General features: G+C 59.8%; 17 protein-coding genes. 8 read left to right on the forward strand and 9 right to left on the reverse strand.

All coding sequences use genetic code 11. The annotated features are described in order from the left end of the window. Positions 1–19: 19 nt before the first annotated feature. Positions 20–1,591 (forward strand): transcriptional regulator TyrR, encoded by a 1,572-nt coding sequence (tyrR, locus tag WCL58_RS02395; protein WP_336850402.1) that lies wholly within the window; start codon positions 20–22, stop codon positions 1,589–1,591. 57 nt (positions 1,592–1,648) lie between these two features. Here the strand turns inward: tyrR and tpx are convergent, their stop codons facing one another. After that, positions 1,649–2,152: a thiol peroxidase gene (gene tpx, locus WCL58_RS02400; RefSeq protein WP_004930536.1), complete on the reverse strand. Its 504-nt coding sequence runs from the start codon at positions 2,150–2,152 to the stop codon at positions 1,649–1,651. 225 nt (positions 2,153–2,377) lie between these two features. Between tpx and ycjG the strand changes: the two genes are divergently transcribed. Further along, positions 2,378–3,352, forward strand: coding sequence for an L-Ala-D/L-Glu epimerase (gene ycjG / locus WCL58_RS02405; RefSeq protein ID WP_060418587.1), 975 nt, complete (start codon positions 2,378–2,380; stop codon positions 3,350–3,352). Positions 3,353–3,355: 3 nt separating this feature from the next. Here the strand turns inward: ycjG and mpaA are convergent, their stop codons facing one another. Then, positions 3,356–4,063, reverse strand: coding sequence for a murein tripeptide amidase MpaA (mpaA, locus tag WCL58_RS02410; RefSeq protein WP_060418590.1), 708 nt, complete (start codon positions 4,061–4,063; stop codon positions 3,356–3,358). Positions 4,064–4,269: 206 nt separating this feature from the next. Between mpaA and WCL58_RS02415 the strand changes: the two genes are divergently transcribed. Then, on the forward strand, positions 4,270–4,620 hold the full coding sequence (locus WCL58_RS02415) for a hypothetical protein (RefSeq protein ID WP_025302994.1): 351 nt from the start codon (positions 4,270–4,272) through the stop codon (positions 4,618–4,620). Positions 4,621–4,778: 158 nt separating this feature from the next. After that, positions 4,779–6,413, forward strand: a complete 1,635-nt coding sequence (locus WCL58_RS02420) for a peptide ABC transporter substrate-binding protein (RefSeq protein ID WP_060439841.1) — start codon at positions 4,779–4,781, stop codon at positions 6,411–6,413. Positions 6,414–6,572: 159 nt separating this feature from the next. Here the strand turns inward: WCL58_RS02420 and WCL58_RS02425 are convergent, their stop codons facing one another. Both WCL58_RS02425 and WCL58_RS02430 read right to left on the reverse strand, forming a co-directional pair. Next, on the reverse strand, positions 6,573–6,821 hold the full coding sequence (locus WCL58_RS02425) for a hypothetical protein (protein ID WP_004930507.1): 249 nt from the start codon (positions 6,819–6,821) through the stop codon (positions 6,573–6,575). Positions 6,822–7,015: 194 nt separating this feature from the next. After that, positions 7,016–8,038, reverse strand: coding sequence for a hypothetical protein (locus WCL58_RS02430; protein WP_443004961.1), 1,023 nt, complete (start codon positions 8,036–8,038; stop codon positions 7,016–7,018). Positions 8,039–8,266: 228 nt separating this feature from the next. On the opposite strand from WCL58_RS02430, the gene zntB reads away from it, so the two are divergent. Further along, complete coding sequence (gene zntB, locus WCL58_RS02435) at positions 8,267–9,250, forward strand: zinc transporter ZntB (RefSeq protein WP_064290024.1); 984 nt, start codon at positions 8,267–8,269, stop codon at positions 9,248–9,250. Between the two features lie 218 nt (positions 9,251–9,468). Here zntB and WCL58_RS02440 read toward each other — a convergent pair whose 3' ends face one another. Both WCL58_RS02440 and ttcA read right to left on the reverse strand, forming a co-directional pair. Then, positions 9,469–9,867, reverse strand: coding sequence for a VOC family protein (locus WCL58_RS02440; protein ID WP_060418601.1), 399 nt, complete (start codon positions 9,865–9,867; stop codon positions 9,469–9,471). A gap of 146 nt (positions 9,868–10,013) precedes the next feature. Beyond that, complete coding sequence (ttcA, locus tag WCL58_RS02445) at positions 10,014–10,952, reverse strand: tRNA 2-thiocytidine(32) synthetase TtcA (protein WP_060418604.1); 939 nt, start codon at positions 10,950–10,952, stop codon at positions 10,014–10,016. A gap of 272 nt (positions 10,953–11,224) precedes the next feature. On the opposite strand from ttcA, the gene WCL58_RS02450 reads away from it, so the two are divergent. Next, complete coding sequence (locus WCL58_RS02450; RefSeq protein ID WP_060418606.1) at positions 11,225–11,539, forward strand: hypothetical protein; 315 nt, start codon at positions 11,225–11,227, stop codon at positions 11,537–11,539. A gap of 87 nt (positions 11,540–11,626) precedes the next feature. Here WCL58_RS02450 and nifJ read toward each other — a convergent pair whose 3' ends face one another. Beyond that, positions 11,627–15,160, reverse strand: coding sequence for a pyruvate:ferredoxin (flavodoxin) oxidoreductase (gene nifJ, locus WCL58_RS02455; protein ID WP_336850405.1), 3,534 nt, complete (start codon positions 15,158–15,160; stop codon positions 11,627–11,629). Positions 15,161–15,398: 238 nt separating this feature from the next. Between nifJ and ssmE the strand changes: the two genes are divergently transcribed. Both ssmE and WCL58_RS02465 read left to right on the forward strand, forming a co-directional pair. Continuing rightward, positions 15,399–15,731 carry a multidrug efflux SMR transporter SsmE gene (ssmE, locus tag WCL58_RS02460; protein WP_004930487.1) on the forward strand — a complete coding sequence of 111 codons (333 nt, stop codon included), beginning with the start codon at positions 15,399–15,401 and terminating at the stop codon, positions 15,729–15,731. A gap of 499 nt (positions 15,732–16,230) precedes the next feature. After that, positions 16,231–16,485 carry a DUF333 domain-containing protein gene (locus tag WCL58_RS02465; protein WP_015377999.1) on the forward strand — a complete coding sequence of 85 codons (255 nt, stop codon included), beginning with the start codon at positions 16,231–16,233 and terminating at the stop codon, positions 16,483–16,485. Between the two features lie 29 nt (positions 16,486–16,514). Here WCL58_RS02465 and hslJ read toward each other — a convergent pair whose 3' ends face one another. Next, the gene (hslJ, locus tag WCL58_RS02470) at positions 16,515–16,943 is read right to left on the reverse strand and encodes a heat shock protein HslJ (RefSeq protein ID WP_087762735.1); all 429 of its coding nucleotides are present in this window, start codon (positions 16,941–16,943) and stop codon (positions 16,515–16,517) included. A gap of 50 nt (positions 16,944–16,993) precedes the next feature. After that, positions 16,994–17,986 (reverse strand): 2-hydroxyacid dehydrogenase, encoded by a 993-nt coding sequence (locus WCL58_RS02475; protein ID WP_038880333.1) that lies wholly within the window; start codon positions 17,984–17,986, stop codon positions 16,994–16,996. Between the last annotated feature and the right edge of the window lie 148 nt (positions 17,987–18,134).

Raw genomic sequence — 18,134 nt, forward strand, 5'->3', positions numbered from 1 at the left:
AGAGATAAGGCCAACACTGATGCGTTTGGAAGTATTTTGCGAAGACCGCCTCGGTCTCACTCGAGAATTACTCGATCTTTTGGTATCGCGCAGCATTGACTTACGTGGCATCGAGATCGATCCCATCGGCCGCATTTACCTCAATTTCTCCCAGCTGAATTTCGATACTTTCCGCGCGCTGATGGCGGAGATCCGCCGCATCGCCGGCGTAACCGACGTGCGCACCGTCAGCTTTATGCCTTCCGAACGCGAGCATCGCGCGCTGCGTGCGCTGCTGGAATCGATGCCGGAACCGGTGTTCTCTATCGATATGAAGGGCAAGGTCGAGCTGGCCAACCCGGCGGCACAGGCGCTGTTCAGCCTGAACGAAGACAAGATCCGCAACCAGACCGCCGGAGCGCTGATCGGCGGCTATAACTTCAGCCGCTGGCTGGAGAGCGAGCATACGGCGCCGCACTCCGAGCGGGTGGTGATTCGCAGCCAGGACTTCCTGATGGACATCACGCCCATCTATCTGGAAGACGAACAGCAGCAGCCGGCCGCGGTCGGCGCGGTGGTGATGCTGAAGTCCACCGCGCGCATGGGCCGCCAGCTGCAAAATCTGTCGGTGAACGACGATACCGAATTCGACCACATCGTCGCGGTAAGCGCCAAGATGCGCCACGTGCTGGAGCAGGCGCGCAAGTTGGCGATGCTCGATGCGCCGCTCCTGATCGTCGGCGATACCGGTACCGGCAAGGATATTTTGGCCCGCGCCTGCCATTTGCGCAGCCCGCGCGGCAAACAGCCGTTCCTGGCGCTGAACTGCGCTGCACTGCCGGATGACGTGGTGGAGAGCGAGCTGTTCGGCCATGCGCCGGGCGCTTATCCCAACGCGCTGGAAGGCAAGAAAGGCTTCTTCGAGCAGGCCAATGGCGGTTCGGTGCTGCTGGATGAGATCGGCGAAATGTCGCCGCGCATGCAGACCAAACTGCTGCGTTTCCTCAACGACGGCACCTTCCGTCGCGTTGGCGAAGAGCATGAGGTGCACGTCGACGTGCGCGTGATCTGCGCCACCCAGAAAAACCTCACCGAGCTGGTGCAGCGCGGTGAATTCCGCGAAGACCTCTATTACCGCCTCAACGTGCTGACCATCACCATCCCGCCGCTGCGCGAGCGTCCGCAGGACATCATGCCGCTGACCGAGCTGTTCGTGGCGCGCTTCGCCGATGAGCAGGGTGTGGCGCGGCCCAAGCTGGCGAGCGATCTGGGCGGCTTCCTCAGCAAGTACGGCTGGCCGGGCAACGTGCGCCAGCTGAAAAACGCCATCTACCGCGCGCTGACGCAAACCGAAGGCTATGAGCTGCGGCCGCAGGATATCGTGTTGCCGGAGTTCGAGGTGGAGATGTCGCTGGGCGACGAGGTGCTGGACGGCTCGCTGGACGACATCAGCAAGCGTTTCGAGCGCTCGGTGCTGACGCGCCTGTATCGCACCTATCCCAGCACCCGCAAGCTGGCGAAGCGCCTGGGCGTTTCCCATACCGCCATCGCCAACAAGCTGCGCGAGTATGGCCTGAGCAGCCGTAAAGGCGGCGCCGAGGGCGAGGAATAAGAAAGGCGCCTTGCGGCGCCTTTAACGGGTTTCCAAAGCCGGCGTTCGCCGGCTTTGTTATTTCAGCGCAGCCAGCGCTGCGTCGTAGTCCGGCTCGGTGGTGATTTCGTTCACCAGCTCGCTGTACAGCACGTTGTCCTGGCCATCCAGCACCACGACCGCACGCGCGGTCAGGCCTGCCAACGGGCCTTCGGCGATTTCGACGCCGTACGCCTGCTTGAACTCGGCGCCGCGCAGGGTGGACAGGGTGACCACATTGCTCAGGCCTTCCGCGCCGCAGAAGCGAGACTGCGCGAACGGCAGATCGGCGGAGATGCACAGCACCACGGTGTTATCCAGGCCGCTGGCCAGCTGGTTGAATTTACGCACCGAAGTCGCGCAGACGCCGGTATCGATGCTTGGGAAGATGTTCAGGACTTTGCGTTTACCCGCGAAGCTGCTCAGCGCCACGTCTGACAGGTCTTTGGCAACCAGTGAGAAGGCCTTGGCCTGTTCGCCCTGCTGTGGCAGTTTGCCCGCTACGCTGACCGGATTGCCTTGAAAATGTACTGTCTGAGTCATTGCTAGATTCCTTTTACAGGTGTTTATACAAAGGGTATGAACCTGATGAAACGGCGCACCGGCAACGGCATTTAACATCAGGTTCACACCCTGGCGCCAGTTTATGACAACCGGGGCGGATTGGATATCAAAGTTTGCTAAATAGTTGTATATATTAGGCTGTTCTATAAAACATCACCGGCGCATCAGCCTGGCTGAATGCGCAGTTTTCGCTCAGGAGCCGTTATGAGAGACATGCGTTTTTACCCGGAAGCCTGGCCGCTGCATACCGCCTTCGTGATTGCGCGCGGCAGCCGCACCGAAGCTCGGGTGGTGGTGGTCGAAATCGAACAGCAGGACGTGCGCGGCATCGGTGAGTGCACGCCGTACCCGCGCTACGGCGAAAGCGAGGAGTCGGTGATGGCGCAGCTGGCGGAGATGGCGCCGGCGATCGCACAAGGCATGACCCGCGAACAGCTGCGGGTGCAGATGCCGGCGGGCGCAGCCCGCAACGCGCTGGATTCGGCGCTGTGGGATCTCGAGTGCCGCCTTCACGGGCAGAGCCTGTGGCATCTCAGCGGCGTGACGGCCCCGGCGCATATCCGTATGGCGCAGACCGTCAGCATCGGCACGCCGGAAGCGATGGCCTTCGCCGCGCGTGAACTGGAGCAGCAGGGCGCTACGTTGCTGAAGATCAAACTCGACGATCACTATATCAGCGAACGATTGGTCGCGATCCGCGCTGCGGTACCCCAGGCGACGCTGATCGTCGACGCCAATGAATCCTGGCAGGCGGAAGGGCTGGCGGCGCGCTGCCAGCTGCTGGCCGATCTCGGTGTGGCGATGCTGGAGCAGCCGCTTCCGGCCGGTGACGATGCCGCGCTGGAGCACTTTATTCATCCGCTGCCGATCTGCGCCGATGAAAGCTGCCACACCCGCGCCGATCTACCTCGGCTGGCGCAGCGCTATCAGATGGTCAACATCAAACTGGACAAAACCGGCGGCTTGACCGAGGCGTTGGCGCTGGCGCAGGCCGCGCGCGAACAAGGGTTCGCCATCATGCTCGGCTGCATGTTATGTACGTCGCGGGCGATATCCGCCGCCTTGCCGCTGGCGCCGGCGGCGCGCTTCGTCGATCTGGACGGCCCGACCTGGCTGGCGCGGGACGTCGAACCGGGCCTGGCGTTCGAATGCGGGGCGATCGTCGATATCGCCCCGTAGGGATTAATTCGGGTAGGTCAGCAGCTCGGTCATCGCGTCGATGTAGCGCTCGCTGGCGGCATCGGCGGAGATCGGCGGGAATTCGGCGGTGATGCACGGCAGCGACAGATCCGCGCACCAGCTGCCGAACGAACCGGGCGTTTCATAACCGACGCTGGTCACCAGCGGCAGCTCGAACTTGTGCGCCAGCCAAACGCCGAGCCGCGAGCTGGCGGGATCTTCGATGCAGGCCAGCGGCTCATGGAACGACACCACCCAGTGCGGCTTCAGGCGATGGATCAGGTGACACAGCGCCTGAGTTTCCGGTTCGGAACCGGGGCGCCCGCCGGTGGAGAGCTTGACGTCGCGCACCGGCGCCGCGCTGTTCCAGCGGTAGACGGTGTCGCCGGAGCGCCAGTTGGCGGCCGGGAAGTTGCGGTTCAGATCGACGCCGTTGGCATTGGCGCGCAGCCCCAGTTGGCAGCCGTCGGGGTTGACCGCCAGCACCACGTGGTGCCGCAGCCGCTCGGGGGCGATGCTGCGCAGCGCGCAGGACAGGGTCACGATGGCGGCGCTCTCATCGCCGTGGGTGCCGGCGATGATAAGGCCAGTCTCCGGGCCGCTGACCGCCGCCGGGAAATAGAGCAGCGGCGCGCCCAGCAGCGAGCTGCCGTAGTTCTCTCCTGCGACGGCCAACTGGCCACGTTCACTGCGCGGTCGATGTTCGGTCATGGTGTTGTCCCTGAGTAAAAGGCCGAGAGTCATTGTCATTTTATTCAGTGTATTACGCTTTGAGGCATCTTTCCCATCGCAATTGTGCGGCGTTTGCGCGATCTGTGACGCGGCGGCGGCGAAAACGCCAATTAAACCGCACCTGGCCTGACGCTGTTGTTATACTAACGGCAGTGCTAAGCCAATCACCCGCAAGAGGATTTAACATGCCAGTAGCCAGAATCATCGCCAGCTATAGCGAAAATGAAAATGACACCATCACGCTGCTGTGCGGCGTGGACGCTGAAAACCAGATCCGTCAGGGGGAGTGGTTCGGCGTGGTGAAAAACGACGATGGGCGCGGGGACGAATCGAATTATCCGTTCACCCTGCATATCGATTACCAGAAAGATGTCTTCTACCTTGATTACGGCTACGACGACGCCGACGCGCGCCAGCTGCAAAAAACCGATATTTCGGCCCGCCCGCTGGCCGAGAAAGGCTTTTTCACCGTGTTCGATGAAGAAGAAGGCGAAGAGTTCAGCTACCGCATCAACAGCATCCACCTGTACGACTGACGGTCGCTGCTGCAAACACCGCCCGTGCCGCCCTGCGCCGCACGGGTTTTTTATCGCCTGAATCGCACTTTTTGCAACTTCTCGGCCGTGAGCGCTAGGCCGGACGGATCTTGTGCTATATGATAAAAAATTCAGATGGTTAACGGGGGAACATCATAATGACGGGAAGAAAAATGCAACGAGGTTTTCGTTTGGCGCTTTGCGCGGCGGCGATCGGCGCCTGTATGAGCAGCGCCATGGCGGCGCAGGTTCCCCCGGGCACCGCGCTGGCGGCCAAACAGGAAATCGTGCGCCACATTAAAGACGAACCGGCCTCGCTCGATCCGATTAAAGCGGTTGGCCTGCCGGAGGCCCAGCTGGCGCGCGATTTGTTCGAAGGGCTGGTCAATCAGGACGCCAACGGGAAAGTGATCCCCGGCGTCGCCACGCGCTGGCAGACCAGCGACAACCAGACTTACATTTTCCATCTGCGTAAAGACGCGCGGTGGTCAAACGGTGACCCTGTCACGGCGAAGGATTTCGTCTACAGCTGGCAGCGGCTGGTAGAGCCGAAAAACCTGTCGCCGTTCGCCTGGTTCGCGCAGTTGGCGGGGATCCAGAACGCCGAGCAGATCATCAGCGGCAAATTGCCGGCCGATCGCTTGGGCGTGTCGGCGCCGGACGACTACACGCTCAAAGTGCAGCTGGACAAGCCGGTGCCTTATTTCGTCAGCCTGACGGCCAACTTCAGCCTGTTCCCGGTGAATAAGGCGGTGGTGGAAAAATATGGCAACGACTGGACCAAGGTCGGCAATCTGGTGGGCAACGGCGCGTTCAAACTGCAGGAGCGGGTGGTGAACGAGAAGCTGGTGCTGACGCCTAACGATCATTACTGGGATCATGCGCATACCGTGCTGACCAAAGTGACCTTCGTACCCATCAACCAGGAATCCAACGCCACCAAGCGTTACCTGGCAGGTGACATCGATATCACCGAATCCTTCCCGAAAAACATGTATCAGAAGCTGCTGAAAGACATTCCGGGGCAGGTGTACACACCGGATCAGCTCGGCACCTATTACTACGCGTTCAACACCCAGCGCGCGCCGACCAACGACGTGCGGGTGCGCCAGGCCTTGTCCTACGCCATCGATCGCAAGATTATCGCGGAAAAAGTGCTGGGCACCGGCGAAAAACCGGCCTATCACTTCACGCCGGACGTGACCGCCGGGTTCAAACCGGAGGCGAGTTTGCTGCAACAGCAATCGCAGGCGGAGCTGGACGCGCAGGCCAAGGCGTTGCTGCAGGCGGCCGGCTACGGCCCGAACAACCCGCTGAAGTTGACGTTGCTGTATAACACCTCGGAAAGCCACCAGAAGATCGCCATCGCCGTGGCCTCGATGTGGAAGAAGAAGCTCGGCATTGACGTCAAGTTGCAAAACCAGGAGTGGAAAACCTATATCGACAGCCGCAACACCGGTAATTTCGACGTGATCCGCGCCTCCTGGGTGGGTGACTATAACGAAGCGTCGACCTTCCTGTCACTGCTGACCTCGACCCACAGCGGCAACATCGCCAAGTTCAAGAACGCGGACTACGACAAGCTGCTGGCGCAGGCGGGGCGGGAAACCAATCCGGCGGCGGTGACCGCCGATTACAACAAGATGGAGCAGATCATTGCCGACCAGGCGCCGATCGCGCCGATTTACCAGTACACCAACGGCCGCCTGATCAAACCGTGGGTAAAAGGCTACCCGATCACCAACCCGGAAGACGTGGCCTACAGCCAGACGATGTATATCATCAAACACTGAGTCGATTTATTTATCGCCCCCGCCTAATGCGGGGGCTTTATTTTAGCGACGATGCAACGAAGGCGATAATTAATTTTCCCACGCGATAAACCCCGTTTAATAATAAACAGGGTTGCCATCATCATATGATTATTTCGTTATTTCAGAGAGAGGTTACGCTTATAGACAGTCCCGCATGGCATCCACCACCACACGGCCGCTCATGTCGGTCTGGGTGATGCGGTAGCTGGTGGGGTACGAGCGTCGGGTGCTGAAACGATCGTGGACGGAGACCTTGCCAATCTGCAGGCCGGCGGCGTTCTTCACCACAAACTCACTGATCTCTTCCTGGCCCTGGTTTTGCAAATGGATATTACTGATTTTTTCCAGCGTATCGCTGGCGTTTATTTTTAAATGGTCGCGTAACATAACTACCTCCTCGTAGTGAGAAAAGTATATGCCCCTAAAATTTGCGCTGAAACAGCTTTGTGTTGATTTATTATTATCATTTTGAATTAAAATTGATAGCAATATGTTAAGTCATAATAATAACGGCTTTGCCAGCGCTTTATCGGCGATATTGCCTGATTTATCGGCAATGGTTTATTTCATTGCCGTTATTATTAGTCTGCATTAATGGGGAAAAGCGCCTGCCTGGCCGCCGGGGCGGGAAAGACGCAGGCGACGTTGTGCCCGCAGCCGGGAACGATCGTTAACCGATGCGGCTTATCCGGCACCAGGTAACGCCGGTCATAGTCGGCATAGGCCAGGGCACGTTGCAATCGATAGGGGCCCTGCAGCTGGGCGGCGCAGGATTTGTCGAGTATCCGATAGTAGGCGCCCGGCGCGGTGCCGGTATCACCGGCGGCGGCCAGGTAGGAGATATCCGCAGCGGCATAGCGCCCGCGGGCCGCATCGGCAGTGCGCTGCAGGTGAGCGGGAAGCGATTCCAGGCCGTATTTCCACCGGTTGGCCTGTGGGCACTGGCCGGCGTTCAGCGTTTGCCAACGGAAGCGGCAGGCTGTTTCACTGCCGCAGCTCCCCCCGTTTATTGGTTGGGGGCGCAGATTATCAAAATAGAGCCAGCTGCCAGGATCGGCCACCACATAGCGCAGCCGCACCCCGCCTGGCGGATGGGCAAAGCCGACATAATGTTGCACGAACTGGGCGCCGGCAGAGAAACCGGCCACGGTTATCGTCTGCAGCGACGGCCAGCGCCGTTTCATATTGGCCAGCAGGTTATCCATGGCGTTGAATGAGCCAGTCTTCCCGGCATTATCCAAACCGCCCTCGATCCAGGAACCGCAGCGCCACAGGGCGTCGCCGCCTTGCGGCTGGGGCAGACCGGCGGAATGGCAGTGGACGGCGAGTTTTTCCGGCACCTGGAACAGCGGGGCGGCCAGTAAGGCATCGTCTCCCGCTCCTGCCGCCTGCGCGGCGTCGATCGCCGCTTGCAGCGTTTTAACGGCGTCGCGTGGATGACCGTGCATCACCACCAGTGCGTTACGCGGCTGGGCACTGTGCTTCTGGGCGACATAGTAAGAAAAATTGCCGCCGGCCGTCGCGACCCGTAAAGGGGTAGACATGCGTTCCAGCGCCGGCTCCGCGCGCAGCGGTTGGCTGGCGAACAGCAGCAGCGCCGCCATGGTACAGAGCAGGCGCCGCAGCACAGCTAGGTTCAATGCAAAATGTCTTGCGCCTGATTCAGTACTTCCCGCCATCGTCGTTCCTCACCCGTTCGCAAATGTGGCTTCGCCTGAAGTATAGAGCACGCTTTTTGTCCGGCGTGAAAACTGGCGTTACAGCTTGGCCTTTGATCTCCAAGGTGTTAACGCTAGACTCAGCAACATAAGCAAGAGTGAGGGGATAAATGAATGGATGTGATTGAGGGGAGCGAGCTGCAGGTCGCTGATGCGGTTTATGCCTACCAGCTGGACGGCAAGGGGGGCGTAACGCCGATCGAGCAGGATGACAAGATCACCTGCGACGCGCCGTGCTGGCTGCATCTCGATTATGCGCACCCGGCCAGCGCCGAATGGCTGAGCACCACGCCGCTGCTGCCGGATTCGGTGCGCGAGGCGCTCTCAGGCGAAAGCTCGCGGCCGCGCGTCAGCCGCCAGGGTGAAGGCACCATGATCACCCTGCGCAGCATTAACTTCAACGCCAACTCCCGGCCGGATCAACTGGTCACCATCCGCGTGTACATCACCGATAAACTGATTATCTCCACCCGGCACCGCAAGGTGTACTCCATCGATCAGGTGGTGAACGATCTGCAGAGCGGCGCCGGGCCGACCAACAGCGGCAGCTGGCTGGTGGAGATTTCCGATGCGTTGACCGATCACACCAGTGAATTTATCGAGGATCTGCACGACAAGATTATCGATCTGGAGGACGCCTTGCTGGAGCAGCAGGTGCCGGAGCGCGGCCAGCTGGCGTTGATCCGTAAACAGCTGATCGTGCTGCGCCGTTACATGGCGCCGCAGCGCGACGTGTTCGCTCGGCTGGCCAGCGATCGCCTGCCATGGATGAGCGACGACGATCGCCGCCGCATGCAGGACATCGCCGATCGCCTGGGGCGGGGATTGGACGATCTGGACGGCAGCATCGCGCGCACCGCCATCTTGTCCGACGAAATCACCACGGTGATGGCCGACGCGATGAACCGCCGCACTTACACCATGTCATTGTTGGCAATGGTCTTTTTACCTACCACCTTCCTGACCGGGCTGTTTGGCGTCAACCTCGGCGGCATTCCGGGCAACAGCGCGCCGTTTGGCTTCGGCACTTTTTGCCTGATGCTGCTGGCCCTGGTGGGCGGCGTCGCCTGGTGGCTGAAGCGCAGCCGCTGGTTGTAGGCAAAAATGACGAAAACCCGGTTAACATTGAGCAATATCAACATTTAGCCGGGAGAAATGGGGCATGATCTCTCTCGCAGGTGAATGCAACGTCAAGCGATGGGCGTTGCGCTCCATAATTGTCTTACTTTCTTATTTTTGAATTACTGCATAGCACATTTGATTCGTACAATGCCGGTTTAATCACCGGCATTTTTTTATTCGGCTTTTACTCTGTTTCAGGCCGCGCTTTCATCCCAGAAGCTGGCTTCAATCTTGTGCCCATCCAAATCCCGAACAAAGCAGCCGTAGTAAGCCTCACCGTAGTGCGGCCGCGAACCGGGCGCGCCCTCATCGACGGCGCCGGCCAGCAGCGCCTGACGATGGAATTCATCCACCTGTTGCTTGCTGGTCGCGAAAAAGCCGACGTGCGTGCCGTTGCCGGGCGCGGCAGGCCGGCCGTCAATCGGCACCTGCAGCCAAAACTCCGGGTAGTCGCGACCGTAACCGATGGCGCCGGGATGTTCCAACACGCGTCGGCAACCCAAGGCGGCCAGCGCACGATCGTAAAAGGCCGCGGCGGCCTCGAAATCGTTGGAGCCTAGCGAGACGTGGGACAGGCAGGGGGTAATATTCATTGCGCGCTCTCCAATTGACTGTATAAATAAACAGTATAGGGTAAAAACGGCACTGCCCAGTAAATTTTGCGCAAACTGTGAACAGGATCGAGATCGACGAGAGCGGGGAATGTCGCCGCTTGCAGAGGGCAAGCGGCGAGAGGGGCTTATTTGATTTCCAGCACGTTCAACCGCTCTGGCGCTGGCACCGCGTCGTCTGAGTCTTCCGGCTGCCAACCGACCGGTTGCATCGGGATGTCTTCGCGATCGAAGGCCAAATCGCCGCCGTCTACCACGGCGCTACCGTGGTGAATGCCTTTGAAATCGAACAGATTGATATCGCTCAGGTGCGAAGGCACCACGTTTTGCATGGCGCTGAACATGGTTTCCAATCGGCCAGGGTAACGCTTGTCCCAGTCGCGCAGCATGTCGCCGATCACCTGGCGTTGCAAATTAGGCTGCGAGCCGCACAGGTTGCACGGAATGATCGGGAAGGCTTTGGCGATAGAGAAACGCTCGATGTCTTTCTCGCGGCAATAGGCCAGCGGGCGGATGACCACGTGTTTGCCGTCGTCGCTCATCAGCTTGGGCGGCATGCCTTTCATTTTGCCGCCGTAGAACATGTTGAGGAACAGCGTTTGCAAAATGTCGTCGCGGTGGTGGCCCAGCGCGATCTTGGTGGCACCCAGTTCGGTGGCGGTGCGGTACAAAATGCCGCGACGCAGGCGCGAGCACAGTGAACAGGTGGTTTTGCCTTCCGGGATCTTGTCTTTGACGATGCTGTAGGTGTTCTCTTCGACGATCTTGTACTCCACCCCCAGGCTTTCCAGGTAGGCGGGCAGAATATGCTCCGGGAAGCCGGGCTGTTTCTGATCGAGGTTCACCGCGATTAACGAGAAGTTAATCGGCGCGCTCTGCTGCAGGTTGCGCAGGATCTCAAGCATGGTGTAGCTGTCTTTACCGCCGGACAGGCAGACCATGATGCGGTCGCCTTCTTCAATCATATTGAAATCGGCGATCGCTTCGCCCACGTTGCGGCGCAGGCGCTTTTGCAATTTATTCAGGTTGTACTGCTCTTTTTGGCTAACGGATTGCTTTTCTGACATTTAAATCGTGCTCATTCTCAATGGGGGGCACTAGGGGCATGGCGTTGTAGACCGCGAGTTTACCATTCAACCGGCCAATTTTGATCATTATTCATCATCCAGCTTCCACGCGCCCGACGCGAGGCCTGTATGGTACGGATTGTGGCGATGAATGCCAGCAGGTTTTTCGGCTCACAGCATTCGCCGTCATTTGAACGACGGCTTCGAGGGAACGTTGTTTCACGGTGCGGGTCTCATCTCAGTCAGAACTTACACCGAGAGGCACAGAGAGCATGAAAGGAATCACTGTTGTTGGACTTTGCGCATCGTTTTTTGCTTACGCAGAAAACGCACTGGCGTTTGACACGATGCCTGTTGGTTTGAGCGAACCGACCGAAACCGTCGTACTGGTACCGCGAGAGCAAAAAGAGCGTCTTGATGGCAAGGATAAGGGAGATGCACTTTATTGTTACTATGACGGGAAACTATTTTCGCTGGGCGCCACGTTCAAAGACAAGGTTTGTGCTTTAGCGGAGATTAGAACGGATAAGCCATTCTCGACACGCGTCATGGCGCAATGGATAAAAGAAAAAAGCGCGGCTCGTTAAGTGTGAGGCCCTTGAGCATTGAGGGCCACCGCTGATTCAAACGGCATGTGAAAAACAGGGCGCGAATCGCTCGCGCCCTGAAGGGGATTACTCAGTGGCGGATTTTTCCGCCTTGCCGGCCAGCAGGCTGAGGAAGTCGTATTTCTCCTTCAGCTCTTTCTCGGCGGCCTGATACAGCGCGCTGGCCACTTCCGGCTGCTGTGAGTTCAGGCGGCGGAAACGCTGTTCTTTCAGCAGCGTTTCCGACAGGCTGCTGTTCGGCGGCCGGGAGTCCAGCGCCAATGCGGCCTTGCCCTCGGCGCTGCGGCGCGGATCGAAGCGGTACAGCGGCCAGAAGCCGGTGGCGGTCAGCTGTTTCATCTGATCGTGGCTGAGCGCCAGATCGTAGCCGTGCTCTTCGCACGGGCTGTAGGCGATGATCAGCGACGGGCCCGGATAGGCTTCGGCCTCCTGAATCGCTTTCACCGTTTGGTTAAGCTGCGCTCCCAGCGAGATCTGCGCGACGTAGACATGGCCGTACATCATCATGCTGACGCCCAAATCCTTGCGCGCCTTGCGCTTGCCGTGTTCACCGAACTTGGTCACCGCGCCGAGCGGCGTGGCCTTAGACTGCTGGCCGCCGGTGTTGGAGTAACATTGGGTGTCGAGCACCAGCACGTTGACGTTTTCCGTCAGGCTGAGCACGTGATCCAAACCGCCGAAGCCGATGTCGTAGGCCCAACCGTCACCGCCGATCAGCCAGATGGATTTATCCACCAGGTAGTCGGCGTCGGCCGCCAGCTGGCGCGCGTCTTCGCCTTCGAGACTCGCCAACAGCGTGCGCAGTTCGGCGATCTGCTTACGGCGCGGCTCCGGCGCCACGTCGTCCATCTGCAAGGCATTGACCAACTGCTCCGGCAGCTGCGGCGCCAGCGAATTCAGCAGGCGCAGCACCCGTGCGCGATGTTGATCGACCGTCAGACGGAAGCCCAGGCCAAATTCGGCGTTGTCTTCGAACAGCGAGTTGGCCCACGCGGGCCCGCGCCCTTCGGCGTTGGTGGTGTAAGGCGTGGTCGGTAGGTTGCCGCCGTAGATCGACGAACAGCCGGTGGCGTTGGCGATCAGCAAACGGTCGCCATAGAGCTGGGTCAGCAGCTTGATGTACGGCGTTTCGCCGCAGCCGGAACAGGCGCCGGAATACTCGAACAGCGGCGTGATCAGCTGCGAAGTGCGAATGTCGATGCGCTCCAGCTGCGTCGGATCGATTTCCGGCAGCTGCAGGAAGAAGTCGTAGTTGTCTTTCTCAGCCGTCAGATTATCGAGGCGCGAAGCCATGTTGATGGCCTTGATCTCCGGGTTCTGGCGATCTTTCGCCGGGCAGACCTCGACGCACAGGTTACAGCCGGTGCAATCTTCCGGGGCTACCTGCAGCACGTATTTCTGGCCGCGCATATCGCGCGCTTTGACATCCAGTGACTGCAGGGAAGCAGGGGCGTGCTCCATCTCCGCCGGCTGAACCACCTTGGCGCGAATGGCGGAGTGCGGGCAGGCGGCGACGCAGTGGTTGCACTGGGTGCACAGGTCGGGCTGCCATACCGGGATCTCTTCGGCGATGTTGCGCTTTTCCCATTGGGTGGTGCCCACCGGCCAGGTGCCGTCCGGCGGGAAGGCGGAAACCGGCAGCGCATCGCCCAGCCCGGCCAGCATCGCGGCGGTGACGGTTTTGACGAAGTCCGGCGCGGCGTCCGAGACCACCGGCGGGCGCATCGGGCTGCTGGCGTCGACCGGCTGCAGCGGGATCTCGGTCAGCGCGGCGCGGGTGGCACCCAGCGCCTGCCAGTTGCGCTCGACGATCTCCTGACCCTTGCTGCTGTAGCTGCGGGCGATGGCGTCTTGCAGCTGTTGCAGCGCCACGTCGCTCGGCAGGATCTGCGTCAGGTGGAAAAACGCCATCTGCATTACGGTGTTGATGCGCGCGCCGAGCCGGCATTCGCGCGCCAGCTTGGCGGCGTTGATGATATAGAAACGCGCCTGGCGTTGGTGCAACAGCGCCTGAACCTCCTGCGGCAGGCGCGACCAGACCTCGTCGGCGCCGTAAGGGGTATTTAGCAGGAAGGTGCCGCCGGGCTTCAGGCGTTCAACCATTTGGTACTTATCGATAAATTGCAGCTGGTGGCAGCCGACGAAGTCCGCGCGGCTGACCAGGTAGGCCGAGTTGATCGGCTGCTCGCTGACGCGCAGGTGCGACACCGTCAGGCCGCCGGCCTTTTTGGAGTCGTAGACGAAATAGCCCTGGGCATACAGCGGCGTGGCATTGCCGATGATCTTGATGTTGTTCTTGGTGGCCGAGACCGAGCCGTCGCTGCCCAAACCGTAGAACAGGGCTTCCAGCGAGGCGCGCTGTGGCAGGATTTCGTCGCTCAGCGGCAGTGAAAGCCCGGTGACATCATCGAAGATGCCGACGGTAAAGCGCGGACGCGGCTGCGGCTGGGCCAGCTCGCGGAACACCGCCAGCGCGCAGTCCGGGCCGAACTCTTTCGACGACAGGCCGTAACGGCCGCCGATCACCCGCGGCAGCGTGGCGCGCTCACCCCGGCTGTAGGCTTCCGCCAGCGCGGTCATCACGTCCAGATACAGCGGTTCGGCCAGCGCGCCCGGCTCTTTGGTGCGATCGAGCACCGCGACGCTGCGCACGCTGTCCGGCAGCGCGCTGAGCAGATACTGGGCGGAGAACGGCCGGAACAGCCGCACCTTCAGCACGCCGACTTTCTCGCCGCGGGTCAGCAGGGTGTCAATCACCTCTTCGCAGGTGCCGGCGGCGGAACCCATCACCACCACCACGCGCTCGGCCTGCGGGTGGCCGTAATAGTCGAACGGCCGATAGTGGCGGCCGGTAAGGGCGGCGAAGGCCGCCATGGCGTCGATCACGTGCTGGCCGGTGGCGTCATACCAAGGGTTGGTGGCTTCGCGCGATTGGAAATAGGTGTCCGGGTTGGCCGAAGTGCCGCGCACCACCGGATGATCCGGCGACAGCGCCCGGCTGCGGTGAGCGTCGATCGCCGCCTGCGGCAGCATTTGCCGCAGCGTATCGTCGCTGAGCGGCACGATCTTGTTGATTTCGTGCGAGGTGCGGAAGCCGTCGAAGAAATGGATAAACGGCACGCGCGCGTTGAGGGTGGCGGTCTGCGAGATCAGCGCGAAGTCCTGCGCCTCCTGCACGCTGCCGGCGCACAGCATGGCGCAGCCGGTCTGGCGCACCGCCATCACGTCCGAATGATCGCCGAAGATAGACAGCGCGTGCGTGGCCACGGTGCGCGCGGCGACGTGCAGCACGAACGGCGTCAGCTCGCCGGCCAGCTTGTACAGCGTCGGGATCATCAGCAGCAGGCCCTGCGATGAAGTGAACGAGGTTGACAGCGCGCCGGTTTGCAAGGCACCGTGCACGGTGGCGATCGCGCCGCCTTCCGACTGCATTTCCACCACCCGGGGGATGTCGCCCCAGATGTTTTGCCGGCCATCGCCGGACCAGGCATCCGCCTGTTCCGCCATGGTGGAACTCGGCGTGATAGGGTAGATGGCAATCACTTCGTTGGTGCGATAGGCCACGGAAGCGACTGCATTATTACCATCTGTAGTTATCATCGACGTTACCTTTTCATTGCTCACAAAGCCGCGAAAGCGCACTTTCGCAGTAATGGAAAAAAGTCTAACAGAGGGTTTGAACGTGGCTTTATCGTGTTTGTGTGGCGGGTGATAAATCGTCAAAGGCGTATTTCCTCGCCGATTGGGAGCCGGCGGCAATAAATTGTTTTCACCGTTTAAAGACAATTTATTTCCGGCACGTCATAATTGCGCATCGGCAAACTGACAGAAGAAAACCATGAGCGCATTTATGTATTTGACGATGGCGATAGTCGCGGAAGTGATCGCCACCACCATGTTGAAAGCCTCCGAAGGCTTTACCCGCCTGTGGCCGTCGCTGCTGGTGGTGCTGGGCTACGGCGTGGCATTTTGGGGGCTGTCGATGGTGGTCAAGAGCATGCCGCTGGGCATCGTATATGCGATCTGGTCGGGCATGGGCATCGTGCTGGTGTCGGTCGCGGCGGTATTCGTTTATCAGCAAAAATTGGATTGGCCGGCGATCGTCGGTATGGGATTAATTATTGCCGGCGTGCTGGTGATTAATTTACTGTCCAAAGCCTCGGTGCACTGAGTGTTATTTTAATGTGAAAAAAGGCCGGCGTGACAGCAAGTCGCGCCGGTTGAAGAATTCAGCCATCATTCACTGAAAATAGTGGAATGCTAATTACTTAGCGCCGCCAGCATAGACGCAAATATCCTCCTCTCCGGTAGCAAAAAATGCGCCGCCATACTGAAAGCACGCGAAGATAATGAATACCGATATTGCGGGAGAAATCTCCCCGTCGGCAGCGGTGACGTTATCACTTTCTGCGTGCGGCCGGGGCCGGGTAGCGGGTGGCGCCGTCACGTTTGGCACCGCGCGCCGGTGTGGAAATATTCTGCAAACAAAATAAATGTCCGGCCGGCGCAAAAAAACGACAAATAATGGCTGGAATATATTTTCATTATTTATATATCGAGCTAGATTAAACAAGTTTGCATCAAAGATAGCGAAACGTGTCCGCCAAGTGACGCGCGTTATCAGCAATGGCGATTTTACACAGCGCAGTTCCGGGTTCAGGAGTGGGATAATGACGACATCAAAATGGCTGCTTGCCAGCGCCGTGCTGCTTTTAGCCGCCTGCAGCAGCAATAACGAAGAGCCAGTACAGCAGGGCAACAGTGCCAGAATCAATACGTTACAGACCAGCGCCGGTTGCGCGGCGGTCGGCGGCGTCACCACCATCGCGCACAACCTGAACGGTGAAGCGCTGCGCATGTGCCAAATGCCGAACGGCAAGCAGTGCGAAGAACGCACGCTGGGCCTGGGCAGCTGCGCCGGGTAAGCCCGCGGCGCCAGGCCTGGCGTGCAGGATCAATACACCCAATCGCGCAGGGTATAGATAAGCGTGTGGCCGCTGCCGTTGAGCGTCAGCTGCTGGGCGTTTAGCGTCACTTCGGCGCCGTTTTCGAGCACGGTGCCGATCACCCGATCCCAGCGGTTGCGCTGTTCATCAGGGCACAGCCTGCGCGTCATGGCCAGCGGTTTCACCGTCAGCACGCCGTCGCGTAATTGCCCCTGGCCAAAGAAGCGGTTGCACATCGTGCCGGAGACATGCAGGCTCTCGCCGAACTCCAGATTGAGCAGGCCGCCACCCGCCGGTGATTTCGCCGTTTCGCCATCCACGCTCTGCAACACAAAGTTGTGATGTAACAGATCGCCTGGCGTGACGGCCGTGTGTGGTTTCATGCTGCACCCCGCTAAGGCCAGCGCCGCAAGGGCGGCTACCGTGGTTTTTCTCATCGCGTTCTCTCAAATAAACAGGGCGCCGCAAGGGCGCCCCGAGGTTACGCTCAGGCGTTCAACTGGTTCGGGCAGGCTTCGCCGCGTTCCAACTGGCTGATGTTCTGCAGCGTGGTTTGCGAAATGCTGGTCAGCGCCTCTTCGGTCAGGAAGGCCTGATGGCCGGTAAACAGCACGTTGTGGCAGGCCGAGAGGCGGCGGAACACGTCGTCCTGAATCACGTCGTTCGACTTGTCTTCGAAGAACAGATCGCGTTCGTTCTCGTAAACGTCCATCCCCAGCGCGCCGATTTTCTGCTGCTTCAGCGCGTCGATGGCGGCGGTGGAGTCGATCAGCGCGCCACGGCTGGTGTTGATCACCATCACGCCGTTTTTCATCATCGCGAAGGCATCGGCATTCAGCAGATGGTGGTTTTCCGGCGTCAGCGGGCAGTGCAGGGTGATCACGTCGGACTGCGCGTACAGCGTTTTCAGATCGACATACTCCGCGCCCAGTTCCAGCGCCTGTTCGCTCGGGAAGGGATCGTAGGCCAGCAGCTTCATGCCAAAGCCTTTCAGAATGCGCATCGTCGCCACGCCGATTTTACCGGTGCCGATCACCCCGGCGGTGCGGTTGTGCATGTTAAAGCCGATCAGCCCTTCCAGCGAGAAGTTGGCGTCGCGGGTGCGTTGATAGGCGCGGTGAATACGGCGGTTCAGGCACATCATCATGCCTACCGCGTGCTCTGCCACGGCCTCCGGCGAATAGGCGGGCACGCGCACCACCTTGATGCCCAGTTCTTGGGCGGCGTCCAGATCGACGTTATTAAAACCGGCGCAGCGCAGGGCGAGAATTTCGACGCCCAGCGCCGCCAGTTCTTCGAGCACTTCACGGCTGCCGTCGTCGTTAACGAAGAGGCACACCGCCTTGCAACCGGCGGCCGTTTTGGCGGTTTTTTTACTGAGTAAAAAGTCGAAGAATTCCAGCTCGTAGCCAAACTGCTGATTCACCAGTTCGAGATATTTACGGTCATACTGTTTAGTACTGTATATCGCCAATTTCATCGTGGTTTCTCCACCGTGATTTTGTGATCAATTTAACAGATTTTAGTAAATTCGACAATTGGTTAGCCCTTTGCGACGCGGGCGATATGGCCGCTGCCGGGCAGTTGCGGAGGCGTGATACGGTGGAGGGAAGGCGACGGTGGCGGCA

This window comes from Serratia sp. TMDUHS_CL, assembly GCF_037137105.1.
Taxonomy (GTDB): Bacteria; Pseudomonadota; Gammaproteobacteria; order Enterobacterales; family Enterobacteriaceae; genus Serratia; species Serratia nevei.